Origin of the sequence: Clostridium sp. D46t1_190503_E9 (assembly GCF_015555225.1) — a bacterium.
Classification (GTDB): domain Bacteria; phylum Bacillota; class Clostridia; order Clostridiales; family Clostridiaceae; genus Clostridium.
The window spans coordinates 201,201-218,858 of record NZ_JADNKB010000003.1 but is presented as its reverse complement, the minus strand read 5'-3'; the positions used below and the strand labels follow the sequence as shown (position 1 = coordinate 218,858).

The 17,658-nt window shown below is 27.5% G+C and carries 15 protein-coding genes; 11 read left to right on the top strand and 4 right to left on the bottom strand.

The features are described 5' to 3' along the window. Positions 1-123 precede the first annotated feature (123 nt). Both I2E83_RS04765 and I2E83_RS04760 read right to left on the bottom strand, forming a co-directional pair. Positions 124-1,053, bottom strand: coding sequence for a hypothetical protein (locus I2E83_RS04765; RefSeq protein ID WP_195428821.1), 930 nt, complete (start codon positions 1,051-1,053; stop codon positions 124-126). Between the two features lie 93 nt (positions 1,054-1,146). Then, positions 1,147-1,554, bottom strand: a complete 408-nt coding sequence (locus I2E83_RS04760) for a Fur family transcriptional regulator (protein ID WP_195262606.1) — start codon at positions 1,552-1,554, stop codon at positions 1,147-1,149. Between the two features lie 307 nt (positions 1,555-1,861). Between I2E83_RS04760 and I2E83_RS04755 the strand changes: the two genes are divergently transcribed. The 3 genes from I2E83_RS04755 to I2E83_RS04745 all read left to right on the top strand — a co-directional run bounded on the left by I2E83_RS04755 (position 1,862) and on the right by I2E83_RS04745 (position 3,901). Further along, entirely contained in the window at positions 1,862-2,194 is a 333-nt protein-coding gene (locus I2E83_RS04755; protein WP_195262605.1) for a hypothetical protein, read from the top strand. A 163-nt stretch (positions 2,195-2,357) separates the two neighbouring features. After that, complete coding sequence (locus tag I2E83_RS04750; protein WP_195262604.1) at positions 2,358-3,563, top strand: HDOD domain-containing protein; 1,206 nt, start codon at positions 2,358-2,360, stop codon at positions 3,561-3,563. A gap of 116 nt (positions 3,564-3,679) precedes the next feature. Then, positions 3,680-3,901, top strand: a complete 222-nt coding sequence (locus tag I2E83_RS04745) for a hypothetical protein (RefSeq protein ID WP_195262603.1) — start codon at positions 3,680-3,682, stop codon at positions 3,899-3,901. Between the two features lie 34 nt (positions 3,902-3,935). Here the strand turns inward: I2E83_RS04745 and I2E83_RS04740 are convergent, their stop codons facing one another. Continuing rightward, positions 3,936-5,402 carry a nicotinate phosphoribosyltransferase gene (locus I2E83_RS04740; protein WP_195262602.1) on the bottom strand — a complete coding sequence of 489 codons (1,467 nt, stop codon included), beginning with the start codon at positions 5,400-5,402 and terminating at the stop codon, positions 3,936-3,938. A 356-nt stretch (positions 5,403-5,758) separates the two neighbouring features. Between I2E83_RS04740 and I2E83_RS04735 the strand changes: the two genes are divergently transcribed. The 8 genes from I2E83_RS04735 (at position 5,759) to I2E83_RS04700 (ending at position 15,996) form a co-directional block, all read left to right on the top strand. Next, complete coding sequence (locus tag I2E83_RS04735; protein WP_195428819.1) at positions 5,759-7,750, top strand: ATP-dependent helicase; 1,992 nt, start codon at positions 5,759-5,761, stop codon at positions 7,748-7,750. Positions 7,751-7,813: 63 nt separating this feature from the next. Beyond that, the gene (locus tag I2E83_RS04730) at positions 7,814-7,990 is read left to right on the top strand and encodes a hypothetical protein (protein WP_195262600.1); all 177 of its coding nucleotides are present in this window, start codon (positions 7,814-7,816) and stop codon (positions 7,988-7,990) included. Between the two features lie 17 nt (positions 7,991-8,007). Then, on the top strand, positions 8,008-10,032 hold the full coding sequence (locus I2E83_RS04725; RefSeq protein WP_195428817.1) for a rod shape-determining protein: 2,025 nt from the start codon (positions 8,008-8,010) through the stop codon (positions 10,030-10,032). 37 nt (positions 10,033-10,069) lie between these two features. Beyond that, entirely contained in the window at positions 10,070-11,260 is a 1,191-nt protein-coding gene (locus I2E83_RS04720) for an amidohydrolase (RefSeq protein WP_195428815.1), read from the top strand. A 66-nt stretch (positions 11,261-11,326) separates the two neighbouring features. Beyond that, positions 11,327-12,298 carry an RluA family pseudouridine synthase gene (locus I2E83_RS04715; RefSeq protein ID WP_195262597.1) on the top strand — a complete coding sequence of 324 codons (972 nt, stop codon included), beginning with the start codon at positions 11,327-11,329 and terminating at the stop codon, positions 12,296-12,298. 13 nt (positions 12,299-12,311) lie between these two features. Beyond that, positions 12,312-13,931, top strand: coding sequence for a polysaccharide biosynthesis protein (locus tag I2E83_RS04710; protein WP_195262596.1), 1,620 nt, complete (start codon positions 12,312-12,314; stop codon positions 13,929-13,931). 434 nt (positions 13,932-14,365) lie between these two features. Further along, positions 14,366-14,926, top strand: coding sequence for a sigma-70 family RNA polymerase sigma factor (locus tag I2E83_RS04705; protein ID WP_195428813.1), 561 nt, complete (start codon positions 14,366-14,368; stop codon positions 14,924-14,926). Continuing rightward, complete coding sequence (locus tag I2E83_RS04700) at positions 14,923-15,996, top strand: DUF4179 domain-containing protein (RefSeq protein WP_195428810.1); 1,074 nt, start codon at positions 14,923-14,925, stop codon at positions 15,994-15,996. Before I2E83_RS04705 ends, I2E83_RS04700 begins: the two co-directional genes overlap by 4 nt. 132 nt (positions 15,997-16,128) lie before the next feature. Here I2E83_RS04700 and spoVB read toward each other — a convergent pair whose 3' ends face one another. Then, the gene (gene spoVB, locus I2E83_RS04695) at positions 16,129-17,628 is read right to left on the bottom strand and encodes a stage V sporulation protein B (RefSeq protein ID WP_195428808.1); all 1,500 of its coding nucleotides are present in this window, start codon (positions 17,626-17,628) and stop codon (positions 16,129-16,131) included. Positions 17,629-17,658: the final 30 nt, after the last annotated feature.

Genomic DNA, 17,658 nt, shown 5'->3' with positions numbered 1-17,658 from the left:
GTCTATGTAAATAATATTATTGTACCGGAGAAGTATTCTCCTATAGCAAGCGATGAGAAATCTTCGTTTAAGCTAAAACCCCCCCATCCCCCTTTTAAGGCCGCTTATAGCGGCCTTTTAATTTTATATTTTCTTTATTGAAGATATTTTAAGAGAACCATATCCATCATCTTCTACTGATAAATACAATAATAGCTCTTTATCAGGAGAAGAATCATTTGTATTTTTTACAGATTCAAATGATAATGTCCAATTTACCCCTAATATATTCCCATTTGAATCCCATTTAAAATCTGAAAAATAACCATTTTGGAAGGAATATCTTGTATTATCCTTATCTAATCCCCATAATATTGCAAGTTCAGTACTATCTATATTAGGAGTGAAAATGTTAGGTGCCTCAGATAATTCGTAAGGAGCTTCAATTACATCTATAAATCCTTGAATTGCAGATAATCCAGGAACTTTTATTTTTGAAAATGTTATATCTTTTATGTTATCTCCTAGGAAAAGAATACTTTTGGTAGAACCATCACCTTTGCTCGAAGAAAGAGAGAGCAGTTTAGGCGTCTTGTTATTGTTGGAATCAAGTATCCCTATTATATTATCACTTGAAAAAAATGTATTTACAAATTTAGATCCATTCCATGAAAATACATAATTTACAGGAGATTTATCTTTGGATAACTGTACAATTATTTCTGGAAGGTTATTTCTGGATAAATCTATAATATTCACTTTGATAGGCCATTTAATAAGTGAATCTCCAAGCAAATTTGATCCGTCATTATTAACAAGAGGATAAGTTTTATCTTTGCTTTTTATATTTAATATGTAGTTATTATTTTCCTTGGATATTTCAATCTTATCATTTTCACCATCTCCATCTAAGTCAAAATCATTATAATTTTTTGAAGTAATTGGTGTGAGTGTTTCTATAGAATTATTATTAGTAAGAAAAAAATAAGTAGATAATATAAACACAAAAAATATAAGGAAAGTTATTATATAAGAGAGTACAACATTCTTTTTTATAATTATAAATCTTGACATATAATCACCTCAATTTATTATATGAGGCTTATTAGCGATTAATACAAAATAAATAAAAAGCTAGAAATTAATTAAAATTTCTAGCTTAATCATTTATTGACAATCTTTACATAATCCGTAAAAAAATATTTTGTTTGATAGAACTTTATATTCTGAGCACTCCTCAGCAGTACGATTAAGAGTCGTAAATGATATATTTTCTAAGTCAGTTACCTTACTACAGTTGATACATTGAATATGAGCATGTTCATGTGAATTAGCATCATATCTAAAATTGCCTTCTCCAACATTAATTTCTTGAACTAATTTAACTTCTACTAAAGTCTTTAATGCTTTATAAACTGTAGCTAAACTCATAGTAGGATACTCAGGTTGAAGTGCTTTATATATAATTTCTGCAGAAGGATGTTCATCTGTACTCATTAAATATTTATAAACTGCTAATCTTTGAGGAGTAAGTTTTAGTTTCTTTTCTCTGAAGATAGAAGTTATATTCTCCATAATACACCATCCTTTTTTATTATTAATTAAATTATATATTATAAAGAATTAAGTGTCAACAAATGTTTTTTAGTAATTAATGCTATTGAATAATTAATATTAATTGTTGAAATATTTTAATTATATAGTAAAATTTTCTTGTTACTATTGTATTCGTTAATATTATATGATAATATAATATTAAAGTTGTTAATAAATTAACAAACTTATATAGTTTAAATTATTTAATCTTATAAAATAATAATATCATAAAAAGTAGCAATAATATATAATAAAGATGAATTTATATTTATGAGGAGGAAATAAAATGGCAAAATATAAAGTTGGAGACGAATTAATTGTAATAACTGACCCTTCAGAGGAAAAAGTAAAATTAAGAGAATTAACACAACTTACCACAGATGGTGATTATGCGCAGATATCATGGGGATTAAAGATAATTAAAGTGGAATATGAAAAGCCATATGTAACTTTAACATATAGAAATGTAGATGGAGAAATAAATAAGGTATTTGCTGAATGTAGGGATATAGAAAATTTTGATCAAGAAAAAGTTTTGGAAAAAGCACTACTTAAAGCATTTACTAATGAAATAATTAATATATCAGTAGTTAAAAATAGTAGTCATTGCAAAAGATAAGATAATTAATGGTTTAGATATAATATTATAGATATGGAATAGAGTGCAGAATATAGACACTAATTTCATATCTTTTTACTTTTCTGTTAAATTTACTTAATTTCTTTTAAATTACATGTTATTAGTATATAATAATTATAAATTAATAATAGAGGATGAGAAAATGGATATTTTTATAGCTAGGCAAGGGATATATAATAAAGAAGAAAAAGTAGTAGCTTATGAATTGCTTTATAGAAATTCTTTAAAAAATAATTTTGAAGGCTATATTGAAGATGAAGAGGCTACATATAAAGTAATAGATAATATATCGTCTTTTGGGTTAGATATATTAACTGATAATAAACTAGCTTTTGTTAATTTTTCAGAAAAGTTAATAAAGAAGAATATTGCAACATTACTACCAAAAGAAAGAGTAGTAATAGAAATACTTGAAAGTGTTAATCCATCGGAAGATGTAATTAATCAATTATCTTATTTAAAAGAATTAGGATACTGCATAGCATTAGATGATGTGGTAGATATAAATGATATTATAAATTTTATTGGGGTTATAGACATAGCAAAAGTTGATTTTCTTCTTTCATCTAAAGAATCAAGAGAAAAAATTGCTCAAATTTGTAAAAGGTTTAGTATTAAAATGCTAGCTGAAAAAATAGAGACATTAGAAGATTTGGAAGAAGCAAAAAGCCTTGAATATGATTATTTTCAAGGATTTTATTATAGTAAGCCAGCTATATTTTTAGGAAAAGATATGGCAATAAAGAACACTAGTATTTTTACACTTTTGATAGAATTAATAAGAGAAGATTATGATATAGATAAAGTTGAGTACACAATGAAAACAGATATTGCTTTAACATATAAATTCTTAAGATTTATAAATTCATCTTATTTTAGCTTTCTTCAAGAAGTTAAATCTATAAAGCAGGCTATAATGTTAATTGGAAGAGAAGAACTTAGAAAGTGGTTATCAATATTGTCGGTTGTGGAAATTTCGTCTGGTAAAAGTGATGAGTATGCTAAGAATATAGTAATAAGGGCTAAATTCTGTGAGGGAATATCTAAGATAATACACTATAATGATTTATCATCAGCCTTTATGGTTGGGTTGTTTTCAAACTTACATTTAATGATGGAGAAAGATATCAATTATGTTGTTGAAAACTTACCTGTTAATATAGAAATAAAGAAGGCTTTAATCGGAGAAAAAAATATTCTAAGAGATATTTTAGAGTTAGCCTTAGCATACGAAGTACTAGATAATAAAAAAATAGAAGAGCAATGTACTAATTTAAAAATTGATGATGGAGTTTTAGTTGATATATATTGTAGCTCTATTGAGTGGTGTAAAAATATAGGGAATTAAGTCGATATTTATTTTTCAAAAAGGGATATAAAATACTTTATTTTAGCAAAAAGATATAATATAATATAAGAAAATTGTGATTTCGTTTTCACACTTTAGGTATTGGGGGGAGAGGTATGAGTAAGTGTCCGTTTTGGTCAACCAATAAAGAAAAGGTAAGTTGTTATAATACATGTCCTATGTATTCTAAAAGCGATGAAGCTGATACGTGTCCATTTAAGGAGTTTTTGTCTTCAAATAATAAAGTGGAGTTTGTTGGTAGCGTGGATGAAGACTTATTTTATTCACAAGATAGATATTTAAACTATAATATTGATGATAAAGTTATTAATTATTAAAATAAATAAAAAAGAGTGATTAAATCACTCTTTTTTATTTTATGCACTTATGAAGTAAATCTTGCTTTAGTGTCCATAGATCTTGGGATAAATCTACATAATAATTATGAGGATTTTCAAATCTTAATATTTCTGGCCACATTTTTAAGCTTTCATTCTTTGAAAATTCTTTTATTTCTAAAACTGATGGGCTTTCATATACTTGCTCGCCTTTATCAAATATTTGCACCATTAAATCTTTAACATAGAAATTAGTAACAGTTTTTCTTTTCCATGTTTCAATAGGATGGAATATTTCAAGTGGTTTTGATTCATCAATAACTTCATGATTTAAAGCTATTACGTCAGCTATTGCATTATGAGTTTCATTATCATAAATTCTGTATATCTTTTTAAATCCAGGGTTAGTAATTTTCTCAGTGTTTTCGCTTATCTTTATTTTAGGGATAATCTGATTATTATTTTCTACAGCCACAAGTTTGTATACGCCACCAAAAACAGGCTCTGACTTAGCAGTAATTAATCTTTCTCCAACACCAAATGAATCTATGCAAGCCCCTTGATCTAATACATCTCTTATTATGTGTTCATCTAAGGAATTAGATACTATTATATTACAATCGGAGTATCCAGCAGCATCTAAAGCCTTTCTGCATTTTTTAGTTAAATAAGTTATATCACCTGAGTCTATTCTGATTCCCTTAGGTCTTTTACCCATAGGTTTTAATATTTCATCGAATACTTTTATTGCATTTGGTAAACCAGATTTTAATACGTTATAAGTATCAATTAGAAGTGAGCAATTATCTGGATATACTTCAGCCCAAGCTTTAAAAGCTTCATACTCTGTATCAAATAATTGAACCCAACTATGAGCCATTGTTCCAACAGCTGGAACATCAAAGTATTTATCAGCTATAGTACAAGCTGTTGAGTCACAACCTCCAATTATTGATGCTCTAGCACCATAAATTGCTCCATCATAGCCTTGTGCTCTACGAGAACCAAATTCCATAACTGTTCTTCCAGCAGCAGCTCTACAAATTCTATTAGCTTTAGTAGCTATAAGTGTTTGATGGTTTATAGTAAGTAATATCATTGTTTCTATAAATTGAGCTTGAACAACAGGTCCTCTAACTATTACTAATGGTTGATTTGGAAAAACAAAGTTTCCCTCTGGAATAGCCCAGACATCACATTCAAATTTAAAATTTTTCAAGTAATTTAAAAATTCTTCAGAAAAAATATTTTTGCTTCTTAGATATTCTATATCAGATTGAGTAAATTTTAAGTTGTTTAGATATTGTATAAGTTGATCTACACCAGCCATTATACAGTATCCACCACCATCTGGAACTCTTCTAAAATACATATCAAAATATGCAATTTTATTTTCAATTTCTTTATTGAAATATCCATTTGCCATTGTTAGTTCATAAAAGTCTACTAACATAGTAAGGTTACGTTCATTAGTAACATCAAATCTAATTAAATTTTCCATGTTTTTCTCCTCTTATAAATTATATATGTTTCAATTATAATATACATAATCAAAGTTAGTATTATATTAAATATTGGATATGATTAGTTTTAGAAAAAAGCGAAATTAAAAGCATATATTATCTATTTTTTTATAAGTTACTGAAATACTAACTTTATTTATTATCAAATACTTAGATATTTTAGTTGGATATTAAGTATTAATTGTAACTTATATACGTTTAAATATAGTAAATGAATTTATCTATAGGATAAATTACAATATATAAATATATTGTACATCTATACATAAATTATTACAATATAGTTATTTATAGCATAAAAAAGTCAATAATATAATATAAAAAAGGAGCAAATATGAAAATTTATTTAGATGAATATCAAAAAGAAGCTGTTTATATAAAAGAAAAAAATGTACTAGTTGTTGCAGCACCTGGATCAGGAAAAACTACAGTTATTATAAATAGAGTTAATTATTTAGTAAATGAGTTAAAAGTGAGATTAGGTAATATTATAATAATAACTTTTACTAGAGCTGCAGCTGATAATATGAGAAGTAGATATAAAAATGTATTTAATAAAGAAATTGCCCCTTTTTTTGGTACATTTCATGGATTGTTTTATAAAATTCTTTTAAAAGAGGGATTTAACATATCAATAATAGATGGGGGAATTTCTCATAGGTTAATAAAGTCTGTTTTATCAAAGTATTCAGATGAAGTAAGCGAAGATAAAATAAAGGAGGCATTAAATAATATCTCATTTTTTAAAACTTCCTTAAAAGCTATAGAAGAATTTAAACCTACTATGGCAAAAGATATTTTTATTGAATGTTTACAGAAATATGAGGAGTATAAAACTAAAAATGGACTTTGGGATTTTGATGATCTATCAATTAAAGTAATAAATTTATTAAGAGATAATCCTAATACCTTAAATAAATATAGAGAAATGTTTAAATATATTTTAGTTGATGAGTTTCAAGATTGTGATGAATTACAAATTCAATTCTTAAAGTTGATAAATCATGAAAATTCACTTTTTGCAGTTGGAGATGAGGATCAATGTATCTATAGCTTTAGGGGATCAAAACCAGAATACATGGTAAGATTTGATGAAATATTTCCAAAGGCTAAAAAGATATACCTTTCTATAAATTATAGAAGTAATGAAAATATAGTAGAAGCATCAAAGGAAGTAATAAAAAATAATAAGAGTAGAAATGATAAAGTTATAAATTCTTATAAGGACTCTGTTGGCATAATAAAATTTACAACTCCTTATGATGAGAGGATTCAAGGTGAAGAAATAGCAGGCATAATTGAAAAATCTATTGATAATCTAAGTGATAATGCAGTTTTATATAGAACAAACATGGAAGCAAGGAGTATGATAGATACATTTACTCGTAGGAGAATACCATTTGTGTTATTAGATAAAGGATATAATTTTTTTGAGCATTTTATATGTAAGGATATACTTTCATATTTAAAGCTTTCAATAAACATAAAAGATAAAGAAAGCTTTCTATCAATAATAAATAAGCCTTTTAGATATGTGAGTAAATCAAATTTAGAATATATAAGAAATTCATTTGAGGATAAATCTCCGTTTGACATATTAATAGATAAGAAAGATACACCGCCATATCAAGCAAAAAAGTTAGATGAATTGCGAAGGGATATATTATATTTAAATAAACTTTCTTTATCAGGTGCAATACAATATATAGTTTCAGGACTAAATTATATAGATTACCTAAAAGAGTATGGAGAAAGGTACAATCAAAGTATAGATGAACTTGAGGATATAATAGAAGAATTTAAGAGTGCAGCAGATGGGTTAAAAACTATAATAGAGTTACTAGGTCATGTTGAAAGAGTTAAAGAAAAAATAGAAGAGAGTAAAGCTGTACAAGAAGGCGTAATTTTAAGCACCATTCATGGTGTTAAGGGAATGGAGTTTAAAAATGTTTTTATAATAAATGCTACAGAAGAAACGATTCCGCATAAATCATCAATGGATGAAAATATAGAAGAAGAAAGAAGATTGTTTTACGTTGGAATAACTAGAGCAATAAATAATTTATATATCTTTTCTCCTAAAACACAAAGAGGAAGGTTTAAAGATGTATCTAGATTTGCACAAGAAGGTGGATTTAAAGATATAAATTTAAATGAGGATTACGGAATAAAAGTTAATGATATGATTCATCACAGAGCTTATGGGGATGGAAAAGTAGTATCAATAGATAAAGATGTAATTAAAATTGATTTTGGTGATAACCTTAGTAAAAGCTTCTCTCTCAAGGTACTAATTGAAAATAATCTTGTTATAATAGTGAACTAATTGTTCACTATTACTTTTTTAGGATGTATAATCTTATTATGGTAATATAAGGGGGATTTGTAATTGGTTTATATTTTAGTAGGAATATTAATATTTGCTGTACTATATTTTATTATAACATTTGCAGTAGAAAGTGGAGTTTATTATGCCTTAATAAAGTTTGAGAAGATTAGAAAGAATGAAGAGATAAAAGACAAAGATAAAGATAAAGATAATGAAGAAAATGAGTTAATATATTAAATATGGGGTGTTAGCAAATGAATGATGTAAATTTAAAGAATATTAAATTTGCACTAGATGTAGGAACAAGATCTATTATTGGAAGTATAGGAATAGTAGAAAATGATAAGGTAAAAATAATATGTGAAAAATATCTAGAACATGAAGAAAGAGCTATGATAGATGGTCAAATTCATGATATAGAATTAGTAGCAAGATCAGTAAAGAAGATAGTAGATGATATAGAGTCAGAGCTTGGAATAAAGTTAGATAATGTATCTATTGCTGCAGCTGGTAGATTTTTAAAGACTATAAATTCAGAAGGGAAAATGGAGCTTAATTCCGAAGAAGAGATAACAAAGGAAGAGATAAGAAACTTGGAGATGATTGCTCTAAAGGAAGCTGAAAGTGAAATAAATAAAACTACAGATGGAAAATTATATTGTGTAGGTTATTCAGTAAAAAACTATTATTTAAATGGATTTGTTATATCTAATTTAGTAGGGCATAAAGGTGAAGGAGCATCAGTAGAAGTAATAGCTACATTTTTACCACGTTCTGTAGTTGACTCATTATATACAGTTATGAAAAAGGTTGGGCTAAGAGTAAGTAACTTAACTTTAGAACCTATTGCTGCTATAGAAGCTGTGGTACCTAAAAACTTAAGACTTTTAAATATAGCTCTAGTTGATATTGGAGCAGGAACGTCTGATATAGCTATAAGCTCCAAGGAAAGCATATCTTCATATGGAATGGTTCCACAGGCTGGTGATGAGGTAACAGAAGCCATAGTGCAGGAGTGCTTGGTTGATTTTAATACAGCTGAATACATAAAAAGAAATTTAGAGTTAAAAGAAGAGATAACATATACAGATATAATTGGATTTGAAAATACAATTAAGTCCGAAAGTATAAAAAAGTCAATTAGACCAGTAGTAAGAAAAATTTCTGAGGGAATTGCTTCAAAGATAATTGAACTTAATGGAAATAAATCGCCAAGTGCATTGTTTTTAGTGGGGGGTGGAGCTCATACCCCTTGGATGATAGAAGAACTTAGTGAAAAATTAAATATTCCAGTTCAAAGAATAGCGATAAAAGATAGAAAAGCTGTAGTTGAATGTATAAGTGATAATAACTTAGGATCAGCTGGAGTAACAGTACTTGGAATTGCTCTTGTGGCATTAAAGAATGGAGAAAAGGATTTTATAGATGTTATATTAAATGGAACTCCTGTAAGTATGTTTAATTCTCATAATCATACTATTATGGATGTTATTATACAAGCAGGCATAAATCCAAGTATGCTTATTGGGAAAAATGGCAAGAATTTAAGATATAAATTGAATGGTATAAAGCGAATAGCTTTTGGAGAAAAAGGAAAAAATCCTATAATTAAACTTAATGATAAACTAGAAAGCATAGATAAGCATGTTAATGATGGAGATATAATAGAAATATCATATGCAGTTCCAGGAAAAGATGCAAGACCTAAAATAATTGAACAAATAAAAGAGTTTAATAGTATAGGTATATATATAAATAATAAGTTAATTAATTTAGAACCAATCATTATTGTTAATAATGAAATTAGAAGCATAGATTATTATATACAAGAAAATGATGATATTAATATAATATTTCCTAAATCAATTAAAGATATAAAGGAATATATAATAAAAGAAGATGTTTCATTAGAAAAAAGCGGAGTAGAATTATTAGCAGATTATATAGTTAGTGAAGGCGATAACCTGATATATTATAGTAATTCAAATTTTTTAGACAAGCAAAAAGATGAAACAAATACAATTGAATATGAAGATAAAATTAAAGTAAAGGATTTAAAAGAAAACTTAGATATCAATAACGACATTCAAGTAACATTTAATGATGAGTTAATAACGCTTAGTGGACAAAAAGATTATATCTTTGTTGATATCTTTAATTATGTAGAGTTTAATCTAAAAGAAGCAAAGGGAATAATTACTTTGTTACTTAATGGAAATAAAGTGGGATATACAGAAAAGTTGAAAAGTGGGGATAATATTCAAGTTTTTTGGAGTTAATAAAGTTAAATTTCACATTGAAATAGGGGGCAAGAATATGAATTTTAAAGAGGAAGCAATAAGCATAAAGGATGAATTAATAAATATAAGAAGAACATTACATGAACACCCTGAAATAGGGATGGAAGAATATGAAACTTCAAAGTTTATAAAAAGTTTTTTAAAAAATGAAGGAATAGAATTTAAAGAAGTTTCTAAAACAGGAGTATGTGGAATAATAAGAGGAACTAAAAAAAATACCGAAGGTAGTGAAAAGACTATAGCCTTAAGAGGAGATATAGATGGGCTTCCAATTATAGATAAAAAAGTTTGCGATTATGCATCAAAGATTAAGGGAAGAATGCATGCATGTGGACATGATGCTCATACAACTATATTGCTTGGATCAGCTAAATTGTTAAATCAAAACAAACATTTATTTACTGGAAATGTAAAACTATTATTTGAGCCAGCCGAGGAAACTATAGGTGGAGCTAGATTTATGATAGAAGAGGGAGTTTTAGAAAATCCAAGAGTTGATTGTATATGTGGTCTTCATGTTGAAGAAACTTTAGAATGCGGAACTATAATGTTAAAGCCTGGCGTAGTTAATGCAGCATCTAACCCATTTACTATTACGATAAAAGGTTCTGGCGGACATGGAGCTTATCCACATACAACTGTAGATCCAGTTGTTATAGCAAGTCATGTTGTATTAGCCTTGCAAACTATAGTAAGCAGAGAAATAAATACATCAAATCCAGCAATTATAACGGTAGGAAGTATTCATGGTGGAACAGCTCAAAATATAATACCAGATGAAGTAAAGATAAGTGGTATTATCAGAACTATGAGTAAGGAAGACAGATTATTTGCTAAAGAACGATTAATTGAAATTGTTGATGGAATATGCAAATCTTCAAGAGCAACAGCAGAAATAGATATAGAAGAATCTTATCCTAATTTATATAATGATGATTTTATGGTTGATTTATTTAAGATAGGTGCTGAAAAAGTTATAGGAAAAGAAAATATATTACTTCAAAAAAATGCCAAGATGGGTGTTGAAAGCTTTGCATATTTTGCAAATGAAAGACCTGCTGTTTTTTACTTTTTAGGTTCAGGAAATAAAAGTAAAAATATAATTTATCCTGCTCATAGTAGTTTGTTTGATATAGATGAAGATTGTCTGCCATTAGGCGTAGCAATGCAGTGTCAAATGGTGTTAGAGTATTTGACAAGAAGCTAATTTAATATTAATCTATAACAATGGGGAAAATATAGTTAGAATACTAAAAAACTAGGAGTGATTAGTTTGAGAATAGAAATAGGCACAAATGAAGCAGGTCAAAGATTAGACAAATTTTTAAGAAAATTATTAAAAGATGTTCCTTTAAGCAAAATATTTAAGGCTTTAAGAAAAGGTGATGTAAGAGTTAATGGAAAGAAACAAAAGGAAAATTACTCTTTACAAATAGATGATGTAGTAGAAATAAAATATATACAAAGTAATAAAGAAAAGCCAGAAGAAAAGTTTATTAAAGTTAATGCTAGAGGAATGAAGATCACTTATGAAGATTCTAATATACTAATAGTTGAAAAATGGCCTAATATTTTAGTGCACCCTGATGAAAAGGGAAAAGAGGCAAGTTTAACTGATTACGTATTATCATATTTAAATGAAAAAGGTGATTACTTACCTGAAAATGAATTAACATTTACTCCTGCACCATGTAATAGATTAGATAGAAATACTTCAGGAATAGTTATATTCGGGAAAAACTTTGAATCATTAAGAACAATGAATGAAATGATTAGAGAAGGTAAAGTTGAAAAGTATTATAATACATTAGTAAAAGGAAAAATTAAAGATGGATTATATAAAGGATATATCCATAAAAATGAAGAAGCTAATATATCAAGAATATATGATGAAAAAATAAATGATTCAAAAGAAATAGCAATGGAAGTTAAAACTTTGAAAACAAATGGAGCGTATTCATTTTTAGAAATAGATTTAATAACAGGAAGAAGTCACCAAATTAGAGCACACCTATCACATTTAGGAACTCCTATAATTGGTGATAACAAATACGGAGATAGAAAATTAAATTCATTTTTTGCAAATAAGTTTGGACTTGATTGTCAGTTCTTATATGCATATAAATTAATTTTTAGAGATGCACCAGATAAATTAAGCTATTTAAACAATAAAACTATAATAGAAAGCTTACCACCAGTATTTAAGAAGATTAAAAATGATGTGTTTAAATTCACAATAAAATAAAAGGTGATTGGGTATGGAACAAAAATCAGCCGGACGTGGCTTTTTAATATTATCAATTGCAGGTATTGCTGGTAAATTATTATCAGCAATATATGTTCCTTTATTAACTGCTGTTCTAGGTGAAACGGGTTACGGAATATATACTGCTGGATATGATATATTCGTTTTTTTAATTGCAGTAACTAGCTTAGGTGCACAACCTGCAGTTACAAAGGTTGTTACAGAGCTTAGAGCAATGGGAAACCATAAAGATGCACTACGAGCTATGAAACTATCTATAAAGTATTTAGCTATTATAAGTATAGCAATTGCTGGGATTTTTATGGCTTTAGCATTTCCTCTTTCAAAAATAATTCATGCAGAACAGTCAGCTTTAACTTTTGTATTTTTGGCACCTGCAATAATTTTTGCTGCTATTTTAGCAGCTTATAGAGGATATATGCAAGCAGTTGAAGAGATGGAGGCTCTAGCTATATCTCAAATTATAGAGCAGTTAATAAATGTTATACTTAGTTTAGTTTTTGCAGGTATGCTAATTGCTATAACAAGTAGTAATGAATGGGGAAGCGCAGGGGGAACTGTTGGAACTTCCTTAGGTGCTATAATTGCAATAATATATATAATATATATATATGAAAAAAGAAATTATAAAGAAGAAGCTGAAAAAAACCATGATTCAAGTAGAAGAAGAGTATCAGATAAAAGGATAGTTAAAAAGTTATTTATGTATGCTCTTCCTATAACATTAGTTGCAGGTGTTCAAAATTTTGCAGGTGTTATAGATACTATGACTCTAGGAAGAGGCTTAAGTTCGGCAGGATTTAATCAAGAACAAATTAATGATTTAAGAGCAGTTTTATCATACTATAAAACTCTTGTGTATGTTCCTTTAGCTATAGTAACTGCACTTGGAACTTCAATATTTCCTAAGGTAATACAGGCTTTTGTACATAAGAATAAAAAAGACTTAAAGCAACAAACAAGCTATGCATTTAGGATAACATATATAATAATTATGCCAGCTACATTTGGATTAGCTATATTAAGTAAGGAAATATATAAATTCCTATTTAATAATACATCTACAGGATATACATTGCTTATGTATGGATCATCTTTACTTATATTTATGTCAATAACAACCATACAAAATGTTATTCTTCAAGGAATAAATAAATTATACTTAATAATAGTATCTGCAAGCGCAGGATTAATAGCAAAAATAGCTATAAATCTAATATTAATTCCAGTCCCAAGCATAAACATAATGGGAGCAGTAGTAGCAACATTTGTATCATTTATTATTCCAGCTGTAATAAATCATAGAAAAATAGAAAGATTTTTTAAGGTTAAAATACCTATAATAAGGCAAGCAATAGTACCAACAATATGTTCTATATTGATGACCATTGTAATATTCCTAGTAAAATTTCCGGTTATTAAAGTAGCAGATATGCTTGGAGGCGGAAGAGTTATTATTGCTGTAGCAACACTAGTTTTAATAGGTATAGGTGGAATAGTATATTTATATACAATGGTTTACTTTGGAGGAATAAGAAAGAAGGATTTAGATTTAATTTCGCCAAGGGTATTTAGATTCTTACCTAGAAGTCTTAGAAAAGAACTTATATAAAGAATTGATAATGGACAATTGAAAATGGATAATTGAGGTTAAATTCAGATGGTGCTGAATTTCTTGAATTGATTAGGCTAGATAAAAGAATGGGTTTTTGAAAGTATTATTTTAAGAGTTAAATCAAGAATTAAAGTGCTAGAATATAATTTATATTTAGTTGTAGATAAAAGAAAAGTCCTTCGTAGTTATGGAAACTACGAAGGACTTTTTTGGAGTGGATTGAGATTAATCGATAAAGAATAATTTAGATTTAAATTTAGATAGGGATGAACTTCAGAAATTTATTTTAAGTAATAATGTTTCTATAATAAAGATTTGTTAAAAAGTTTGAGAAAAGTTTATTTGTTGATAGATATACATATTTTGTTTACGAAATATTAAGTGTAAGAGAAATTTAAAAGGCAGGCCTGTATGGAAAGAAGGGGTAAATAATGAGGATTACAGAAGAGAACTTCATTATTCAGATGAAAATGAGAAATGAAAAATCTATAGATTACGTTTTGGATAACTATGGATGGATAATTAAGGCTATTGTAAAGAAACATTTATATAATTTAGAAAACTTTCAGGATGAATGTATAAATGATGTATTATTAGCTGTTTGGTATAACATTGAAAGTTTTGATGAGGATAGAGGTAAATTTAAAAATTGGCTTGCTGGTATAACGAAGTTTAAATGTCTAGATTATAAGAGAAAATACTTGAAGGAATTGTTATATGAGAATATTGATGATTTAAATATAAGTGTTGAAGATACAGCTAATAAAGAGATAATGAAAAATGAGTTAAATGATGAGGTAGAAGATCTGCTAAACAATCTTAAAGATGATGACAAAAGTTTATTTATGAAACTTTATGTTGAGGAAAAGAATATTGATGATATAAGTAGTGAGATGGGGTTAAAAAGAGAAGTAATTTATAATCGGATATCTAGAGGAAAGAATAAAATTAGAAGCTTATTTAGATTGAATGAAAGTAGGTGTAAATTATGAATAAAAATATCTATGATATGTTAAACGATTATAATATTAATTTTGATGAGCTTAAAGAAGAAGGATTTAATGATATAGAGAAAAAGAAAATAAAATATAATTTAAAAAAATCCATTAATAAAGAAAATAAGAAAAGCAATAAGAGAAAAAAGACTATAATAGCAGCAACATTGACAGGAGTACTTTTTATTGGATTGATAGGAACTGATGTTGGAGCTACAGTAGTTGATAGTATAAAGGTGGCAAGTTATGAAATAGCAACATTTTTAGGAATAAAAAAAGATCTATCGTCTTACAAAACAGTTGTAAATAAAACTTTAAGTAATTATGAATTGGAAATTAAATTAAATGAGATTATTTTAGATAATGATGAGTTAATAATATCTTCAACATTTAAGCCTAAAGATGAAAAATTAGAGGGAAAATCAATTTTTCTTATACCAGAGGTATCTGTAAATGGGAATTCTTTGGGAGTAGCTGAGGTAGGTGGACTAGGAGGAATAATAATAGATGATTCTGGCTATTCCACAGCAATGGAATGTTCTTTTAAGGAAGAGGAATATAATGGGGACTTAGATATAAAAATTACTTATAGAGATATGTTTATAAATCAAGAATTTAAACGTACTGAGCCTATTACTTTTGAGTTTACAACAAGTAGCGAAGAACTTGCAAATAATACTAGGAAAATAGAATTAAATAACACCTTCACATTAGCAAGTGGTGAGGAGATAAAGTTAAATAAATATACTTCAAATGCAATTAGCGAGAAGATTTATTATTCTATAGATCGTAAGGGGAAAGATGTAATACCTTATTATTTAAAATTAAAGGGCCTAGATAATGAAGGGAACAAAATAGCCTTTATACTTAGTAAAGGAACTAGCAATGGAGGAGTATTAAAATTAGATAGTAAAGAATCTAAATTTAGTGAAACAGCTAAATTTATTACTCTCACACCTTATGCAATGCAATTTCCTATAGAAATTAATAAAAATAATAATATAGAAAAAATAAATGATAATGATTTGATACAAATAGGTGAAGAATTTTCAATTCAAATTAATTAACAATAAAAAAACAAGGGGAGTCGCGTTTCGCGACATCCCTTGTTTTTTTATTCAATAACTCTTTCACTTTACACTGCTATTATAAATTAGCGTAGCCTATATATCTACAATTTATAATTCTTCTTCTTATAATTATTCTTCTTCAATGCCAAAGAAGCTAAGTACAGTAAATATAAGAAATGTTAGTGAAATTACTATTAAGTTTTTAGTTATAAATAAATCATTTAAGAAGTTAGTTGTAAATAATCTAAGTATCATAAATATTAGTACTGACAACAGTAGAAATATGCTTATATTACTTGTTGATAAGTCTAAATATATATGCTTTTGAACTTCTCTAAGGTTTATAAATAAACTTACACTAGATGTTATAAATATGGTTATACCATAACCCATTATATTAACACCAGGAAGTCCAATAAATATAAATAAGCAAACAAGTTCTAGTACTGATACTATTAACGAATTTCTAAGTATTACTCCTTGTTTATTTAATCCATTTAGTATTCCAAACATAGTATTTGCAGTAAAGAAAATTGGCGCACTTAATGATGCAATCTTTATATACTGACCTAAGTCATCTCTACTGTAAAACATTTGGCCGAGTGAATCAGGAATTATATTACAAATTATGGCTGTAGCTAGTCCAAGTAAAAATGCTATCTTCATAACTTTTTTTATTCTTACAGTAGCATTGTAATAGTCACCCCTACTTAAGGTTTCTGATAGATCAGGAACTATAAGAGAGTTAATAGAAGAAATAACTATCATTGGAAAAGTAACTATTGTTAATGCCATTCCAGTAAATTTTCCTATCATTCCTAATGCCACGGTAGTATCAAAGCCAGCAGCTGCTAATCTTCTAGGAACTAGTAAGGTAGATGCTGTACCAAATAAATTTCCAAGAAATCCATTAAGGCATAATGGGAATGCAATTATAAAAACATTAAATAACAATTGTGAAGCTCTTTCAGGTTTATCAACAGATGGAGGAACTTTCTTTGCAAGGTTTTTATAATATACAAATAATAAAAGTAAACTTTGAAGTTCTCCAATTGCTAAGGAAACATAAGCTAAAGTTACCATAGATGTAATTGTTGTAGCTTTAAACATATAAATTAATAAAGCAATAGTGATAATACGCATAGCTTTTTCTAGAATATCAATAAAAGAAGGAACTACTATCTTAGAGACTCCATAAAAATAACCTTTTAATATATTAGATAAAGCTATAAATACCATTGCTGGACAAGTTACTCTGATAGCATTAACAGTTCTCAAATCATGTATACCGTATTTACTTATGTAGGGAGCTAAAAAGAATACCATAATTCCTATGGCAATTGCCCATATTACATTAAAGCTTGCAACTGTTCTTATAGTCTTACTTATGTTATTATATTGGCCTTTAGATTTATATATTGCAGATACTTGGGATATAGCTGCTATAATTCCAGCGGTCATTAAACAGATAAAAAGGTTATATATAGGCATTACTAAGCCATATAATCCTATCCCAACAGGGCCTATAAGTTTTGATAAGTAAATTGAAAAAATAAATCCTAAAATTCCTGTGGTTATATTAGATGCTGTAAGAAGAAAAGAATTTCTTACAAAACTATCTTTTCCCAAAGTTTATCACCCCCAATTAGTACACTTATA